Source organism: Paraburkholderia sp., from assembly GCF_049581445.1.
Taxonomy (GTDB): Bacteria; Pseudomonadota; Gammaproteobacteria; order Burkholderiales; family Burkholderiaceae; genus Paraburkholderia.
Genome location: NZ_JBAURZ010000203.1, coordinates 1 through 6781, shown reverse-complemented (window position 1 = coordinate 6781; position 6781 = coordinate 1). Strand labels below are relative to the sequence as shown.

Here is a 6781-nt window from a genome sequence, read left to right as displayed (position 1 = left end):
GCTTTATAGGCGCTCGGCTCGGCTTTGCCTGGCTCCAGGCGCCGATGCGGGCCGCACAGGCGCAAGCCGGCTAATCGACCACCAGGTCTTCGTTGGACTTCGCCGAGAGGTTTTGCGCGATCTGGTGCAGAACCTTCCAGAAGACCAGCATCTCATCGGGGTCCACGCCGCCAAACGAGCTGGAGATCATATGGATGATCTCCGGCATCAATTCATCGACCAGACGTTTGCCGTCGTCAGTGAGGCTGACGTCGTACTTGCGGCGGTCCCTCGGATCGCGCGTCCGCTTCACCAGACCACGCTTTTCCATGCTGTCCAGAGCGGGCACAGCGGTGGTGGAGGCGATGCCAACGCGCCTGCTTAGTTCGAGCTGGTTCAGTTCGCCGCGTTGCGCCAGCACGCGCAGGTAGTACCAGTGCGCGATGGACACTTTTTCCCTGGCGAGGACCTTCTGCGCTTGCGCATCGTAAAGCCGGTGCAGCGTTCGCGTCATCCAGGGGACCGTTCTGCCCCGCTCGTCGAAGATGTCGGGCGTTTCCTTTCCCGCTGGGCCACAGAACGGTTCGGCGGCATCCAGGAGCGTATCGATTACGGTGCAGTAGGACTTAACCATTCGCTCATACCTCGACAGGTAGATGCGACCCGGTGGGCAGCCGGGTCGCCCAAACAAGGACTGCGGCCAACGTGTTTCCCAGGGAATTCCCTATTGGCCTTGACTTTGTTCATTCCGAAACACATCATTCGATATAAATCGATTTGCCATGGAATCATCTTAACACAAATGATTGGGTTGCGAGAGCGGTAGGCCTGATGGGTGTTAGGGCGGTGCTCCGAGGTTAGGGTCAGCGCCCGTATCGATTTGTATGGGAATAGGAGTGCCAACAAATATCTGACTGAGGAAGCGGTAGGTCAGCCTTGTGGTCCCTCTTGTTGCCGGTCTGGTTGTCGTCGGTTCGGAACGGTTCGAACCTTTACTTCATTGTCGAGGATTATCATGATTGAAAAACTGCCACTTTGGGAAGCCGCCAAGCGCGAAATGGAGGAGTATCAGTTCATCGCTGGCGTCGAACTGCAGCCCAAATGGGACGTCCCGCAAAAAGTTGCCATCAACGCCGCGGTTTCCGGCCGCTTTGAAGACACGTCGTCCTTCAAGGCGTATGTGGATGAAGCGACTACCGTGATCGAAGCCGGCGCCTGCGGCGTTCACATCGACTTCTCATTCATGACCGACGCGAAGGGGCTCCGCATGGATCGCGACTACCTGCCGGTCGAAGCCTACAAGCAGGTTATCGAGCCGCTGCGCGCCCGCTTCGGAAACGATTTCGTGACGAACGTGAACGTGCTGCACGGCACGACGTTCGATATGTGCATGAGTCCCGCTCGCGAAGGGCTGACTGAAGTCGCGCCGTGCGCGCCGGGTCATCCGGAGGCCTTTGCGGTGCCGGCCGTTGCAACGCTCGAAGAGGTCGGCGTCAAGCCCGAACTGGCGGTCCACAGCTCTGGCGAAATCGAGTTGGCCAAGCGCAAGCTGATCGATACTGGCATTCTCAAGAAGCCGTACAACTGGCTGATCCTCTACGGCCTGCCGTTCAACGTCGGCCGCACGCTGGTGTCGGGCACCTGGGTGAGCGACGCCCAGGACATGACGCAACACATGTTCCTGATGGTCGACCAGATTCGCAAGATCGATCCGACCTCGGTCATCAGTGTCTGCGCGGCAGGCCGCGCATCGCTCTATATGACCACCCTCGCCACCATGATGGGTCTGCATATCCGCGTCGGCACGGAAGACACGCCGTGGAAGTACCCGAACAGCGACGAGAAACTCAAGAGCAATCTCGAGATGTTCAACATGGCGAAGGACATCGCCGGCTTGCTGGGACGCACTCCGGCCAGCGCGAACGAGTACCGGCAGCTGCTTGGATTGAAGGCACGCTAATTTCAACTGGCGGCAGTGGCGCCGTGTTCGCGGCGTCACTGCATGCCACTGAAGACGAGGCTGTTCGTCCGGCTTTTGCCTAAGATAGATCGCAGGAAAGACCCAACTCGTTTGCGGGCAGCGTGAGTAGTGCCTTGGGTGCGGCGGTAACGCATGCCTGGACGATCCGGCGAGGCACGCCTGTTGTGTGTTTGAAAACGAAGGAGATTGACAAATGAGTGATCAGACAAAAGGCGGAGAGCCTCCCGTGCAACTGTGGACGCGGGATGGGTTCATGGGGGCAATTTCGGTCGTGACGCGCTCGACCTACGCGCCGGATTACCTTGCAGTGGAAGGTCCGCATGCGCCGCGGCGAGCCGTTCTCGATCATTTGATCCCCGACGACCATGACGACGCGCAAGCGCTTCCGACCACGGTGGCCACCTCAAGGCTGGGAGTCAGGTTGCTGGTGTCAGGCCGCCGCGAGCCAATGCCGTACGTGGTCCGAAATGTCGAAGCAGATGAGATTCACTTCATCCAGTCGGGCCATGTCAGATTCGAAACTGACGTTGGCAGTCTGACGGCTGAAGAAGGTGACTTTGTCTGTATTCCACGCTCGGTGGCGTATCGCTACGCACCGGTTGGTGACGCCATGCGCAGCCTCATCGTCGAAAGCCCGGCCGCTTTGAAATTCTCTCCCCCAGCGCCTACCGGAATGCTCAATCTCGCGCGGGATCTGAAGTACGCCAAGGTCGATCCGGAGATTCCCGCAGGCGGACCGACGAAGCTGATCCTGAAGACCCTCGATGATGAGAACACGGTGTTCACCATGCCACACGACCCGCTCTCGCTGGGTCTGCAACTGTCGGAGTCGGTGCCGGTGTGGAAGCTGAATCTGAACAGGATTCAGGTGCTCACCTATCTGCCCGAGGGCGGCCCTCCCAGTCCGTTTCTCTCGTCCAGCGCGGGAGATGTGCTGATGTTTAACCTCAGTTCGCGCATCTCGGGCCGTCCACCCGTTCATATCAATGCGGATTTCGACGAAGTGATCTGCTATGTGCGTGGACCAGGCGTATGGGGAGGCTGCTCGGAGCCCGGCACGCTGACCTGGGTGCCAAAGGGCGTCATTCACCACGGGCCTGCCGAGAATGTCCCGGAGACCTATCAGGCCTGGTTGCTGGAAACGCGTGCGACGCTGCGCTGGACGCCCAGGGCGATTGCAGCCTCGCAGTTAATGGAAACAGGCGAATACGGACCGCATCCGAGCGTGAGCAAATGACGCGGGTGCTGATGCGGATTGGCGTCGCCCTCTGTAAAACATGATTGGAGACTAACGTGGAATCGCGGCTTCAACAGTTTCTCGACGAGGCAGAGATCAAGCGCGTACATATTCGCTACTGCCGGGGCGTCGACCGGATGGACTGGGATCTCTTGCGCTCGTGTTATCACCCGGACGCGATCGATCGCCACGGTGCTTATACCGGCGGCGTGGAAGGGTTCATTGAATGGGCCGCGGAGTTGTTGCCGGCCTTCGAGTGCACGCAACACTTTACCGGCAACCAGTATGTGCAGCTCGACGGCGATGTAGCGTACGCCGAGCACTATGCGCAGGCCTCCCACCGGACCCGGCCCGAGGGCGACACGCCTGCCATGGACTGGGTCGTGAACATCCGCTACGTCGACCGGATGGAACGTCGACAGGGTGAGTGGCGCATTGCCGACCGGATGGTGGTACTGGATTCTCAACGTTCGGATCCAGTCCCGGCAGGTTTGGCCCCACTCGAGAATTCCAACGTTGGGCGGCGCGACAAGGATGATCCGTCGTACAAGTACGGGTTCGTCTAAAAGTTACTTAATGGTTTCGAGGAAGCAATGGAAAAACGTCTTCGTGTGGGTGTTGTCGGCCTGAGCGCCGAGCGTGGTTGGGCCACTAGTGCGCATATTCCGGCCTTGCGCGCCTTAAAGGATGTGTTTGAAATCGCGGGTGTGGCGAACACCAGTCTCGTCAGTGCGCAGGCCGCCGCTGCCGCTTTCGACATTCCGCACGCCTTCGAGAATGTGGCGGCACTCGTCGCGTCGCCAGACATCGATGTCGTGGTGGTGACGGTGAAGGTCCCCTACCACAAGGAAGTGGTCGCGGCGGCGCTGCAGGCCGGAAAGCGAGTCTATTGCGAATGGCCGCTTGGAAACGGCCTGGCTGAAGCCGCGGAGCTTGCCCGCCTTGCAAATAAAACGAAGGCGCTAGCCGTTATTGGCACTCAAGCCATCGCGTCGCCTGAAGTGCAATTCGTGCGCAAGCTCGTTGCAGAAGGGTACGTCGGCGAGGTGTTGTCGTCGACCTATATCAGTGCCGGGGTTAGCTGGGGCGACTCCGTACCGCGTGGTGATGCCTATGCCATGGACTCCAAAAACGGCGCAACGCTGCTATCGGTGATTGGCGGACATGCCATCGCGGCGGTGCAAAGTGTACTGGGGCCGATCCGCGAGGTCGACGCCGTCTTGTCGCAGCGCCGACAAACCGTGAGCACCATCGAAACGGGTGAGAGCATTCCGATGAAGACGCCCGATCATGTGATGATCAACGCGGTCCTCGAGTCTGGTGCGCCGCTGTCCTTGCAGCTTCGCGGTGGCTTGCCGCGCGGAACGGGGTTGCTGTGGGAGATCAATGGAACCGAAGGGGATCTGCGCATCACCGCGACAATCGACCAGGCTCCTGTGGTGAACATCTCGCCGCTGCGCGTGGAAGGGGGGCGCAAAGGCCAGCAAGGTTACGTCGAACTGGAGATACAGCAATCGCAAGACTGCGGTCCTATAGAGGCCGTGCCTGCGCGAAACGTGGCAGGCATCTACCGTTTAATGGCGGACGATGTGCGCCTCGGAACCCATACGGCTCCCAGTTTTGATGATGCGGTCGCACTTCATCAGGTTCTCTACGCCGTTGAGGAGTCCGATAGGACGGGTCATCGAATTAAGGTCGGCTGAGGGAGATTGACGATGAAACGCGCTTCGGTTTCCGACGTCCAAAGCTTCATCGACGAGCGCCCGTTCGGCCATTTTCAACGACTCATATTTTTCATGTGCTTCGTGATCGTGCTGCTGGATGGTTTCGACACCGCGGCCATCGGCTTTATCGCGCCGTCGTTGCTTGGCGAGTGGCATCTCGCCAGGCCCGATCTCGCACCTGTCCTGAGTGCCGCGCTGTTCGGGCTTGCGTTCGGCGCGCTCGTGTCCGGTCCCTTGTCCGACCGGGTTGGACGACGGTCACTGATGATCGGGTCCGTGTTCCTGTTCGGCGTTGCCTGTGTCGCGTCCGCGTTTTCGGACAACATCGGACAACTGACTGCACTGCGTTTCATGACGGGCATTGGCCTCGGTGGAGCGATGGCGAACGCAGTGACCATGATGGACGAGTTCTGCCCGACCCGGCGCCGCGCCACGGTGACCAGTCTGATGTGCTGCGGATTCCCGCTCGGTGCGGCGCTGGGCGGATTGCTGGCGGCATGGCTGGTGCCGCATGCAGGGTGGCGCAGTGTTCTGATGCTGGGCGGCGTTACGCCGATCCTTCACGGTGCCTTGCTGGTGGTCAAGATGCCGGAATCGGTGCGCTTCATGGTTGCAAACGGCAAACCCGTGGCGCGCATTCGCGCCGTTCTATCGCGCATTTCCGCTGACGCCATCGGTGTGCGCGGCTTCGCCATGACGGAGAGCGCGCCGGCCACCGGCCACAACGGGATCGGCCTGGTGCTGTCGCGTTCATACATCGTCGGTTCAGTGATGCTATGGATCGCGGCCTTCATGGGCCTCCTGATTATCTACGCCTTATTCAACTGGATGCCGATTCTGCTGAGGGACGCAGGACTAAGCCTGAAGAGCGCCACGCTGATCTCTGCATTGTTTCCGTTGGGTGGTGTCGGCGCGGTGCTGTGCGGCGCACTGATGGACCGCTTCAATGCCAACCTTGTGATTGCCACGTGCTACGCGCTCGCCGCGGTCAGCCTCTTTTGTATTGGTGCGACGGCGGCGCACGTGCTTCTTCTCGTGCCGTCCGTCCTGGTGTCCGGCGTGCTGATGAACACCGCGCAAGCCTCGATGAATGCGCTGGCGGCCGCGTTTTATCCGACTGAGGGGCGCGGCACCGGAGTCGCGTGGATGCTCGGCATGGCCCGTTTCGGCGGCATCGCAGGCTCGTTTCTGGTCGCTGAACTAATGCGCTCGCATTTCACGCTGGTGGGTTTCTTCGCAACGATCGCGGTTGCCGGAGCGCTTGCGTGCATCGCTTTGTTGATCAAGCAGGTTGCACCGCCACAAGTCTTCAGCGCAGCTCCCGAGGGAATCCGCTCGCTGAGTCATTGATCCCAGACTATTTGCAACGCGGTACTCACATTGAGGAGGAGACTCGACATGTCCACTGAGGCATCCACTGCAGCATTCGACTATGCGTCAGAAGTGTATGAGGCCGTTGATTCGAAGGACGAGCAGCAACTCGCGCGCTTCCTGTCGGAGAACTGCACGTTTATCTATGCCAATAGCGAGCCTGTCATCGGACGCGCCAACATTGCAGAGGCCTCCAGAAATTTCATGGCCTTGATCGCCGGCATCAAGCATCGGCTGCTCGACGTCTGGGCAGTGGACGACGTGATTGTTTCGCGGCTCGACGTGACGTACACGCGCAAGGACGGATCAACGCTGACGGTGCCGGCCGCGACCATCTGGCGCGTAAGCAATGGACAAATCAACGAATATCGCATTTACGTCGACGTTGCGCCGCTGTTCGCGCAGTGATGCGCAAGGGGAGCAGACACGCATGAACCGGGCTCTGGAAGAGAAAGTGATCATCGTCACGGGCGGCGGCTCGGGTATCGG

The 6781-nt window shown here is 59.9% G+C and carries 7 protein-coding genes; 6 read left to right on the top strand and 1 reads right to left on the bottom strand.

Features of this window, described 5'->3' with window-relative positions; all coding sequences use genetic code 11:
• Positions 1–70 precede the first annotated feature (70 nt).
• Positions 71–613 carry a MarR family winged helix-turn-helix transcriptional regulator gene (locus WCA85_RS18145; protein WP_424066256.1) on the bottom strand — a complete coding sequence of 181 codons (543 nt, stop codon included), beginning with the start codon at positions 611–613 and terminating at the stop codon, positions 71–73.
• A gap of 381 nt (positions 614–994) precedes the next feature.
• Here WCA85_RS18145 and WCA85_RS18140 point away from each other — a divergent pair, with 381 nt between their 5' ends.
• The 6 genes from WCA85_RS18140 (at position 995) to WCA85_RS18115 (ending at position 6700) form a co-directional block, all read left to right on the top strand.
• Positions 995–1939, top strand: a complete 945-nt coding sequence (locus WCA85_RS18140; RefSeq protein ID WP_424066254.1) for a 3-keto-5-aminohexanoate cleavage protein — start codon at positions 995–997, stop codon at positions 1937–1939.
• Between the two features lie 214 nt (positions 1940–2153).
• Positions 2154–3197 (top strand): cupin domain-containing protein, encoded by a 1044-nt coding sequence (locus tag WCA85_RS18135; RefSeq protein WP_424066252.1) that lies wholly within the window; start codon positions 2154–2156, stop codon positions 3195–3197.
• Between the two features lie 56 nt (positions 3198–3253).
• Positions 3254–3763 (top strand): nuclear transport factor 2 family protein, encoded by a 510-nt coding sequence (locus WCA85_RS18130; RefSeq protein WP_424066250.1) that lies wholly within the window; start codon positions 3254–3256, stop codon positions 3761–3763.
• Positions 3764–3790: 27 nt separating this feature from the next.
• Positions 3791–4900: a Gfo/Idh/MocA family protein gene (locus tag WCA85_RS18125; RefSeq protein ID WP_424066248.1), complete on the top strand. Its 1110-nt coding sequence runs from the start codon at positions 3791–3793 to the stop codon at positions 4898–4900.
• A 12-nt stretch (positions 4901–4912) separates the two neighbouring features.
• Positions 4913–6271: an MFS transporter gene (locus tag WCA85_RS18120; RefSeq protein ID WP_424066246.1), complete on the top strand. Its 1359-nt coding sequence runs from the start codon at positions 4913–4915 to the stop codon at positions 6269–6271.
• Positions 6272–6319: 48 nt separating this feature from the next.
• Positions 6320–6700 (top strand): nuclear transport factor 2 family protein, encoded by a 381-nt coding sequence (locus WCA85_RS18115; protein ID WP_424066244.1) that lies wholly within the window; start codon positions 6320–6322, stop codon positions 6698–6700.
• Positions 6701–6781: the final 81 nt, after the last annotated feature.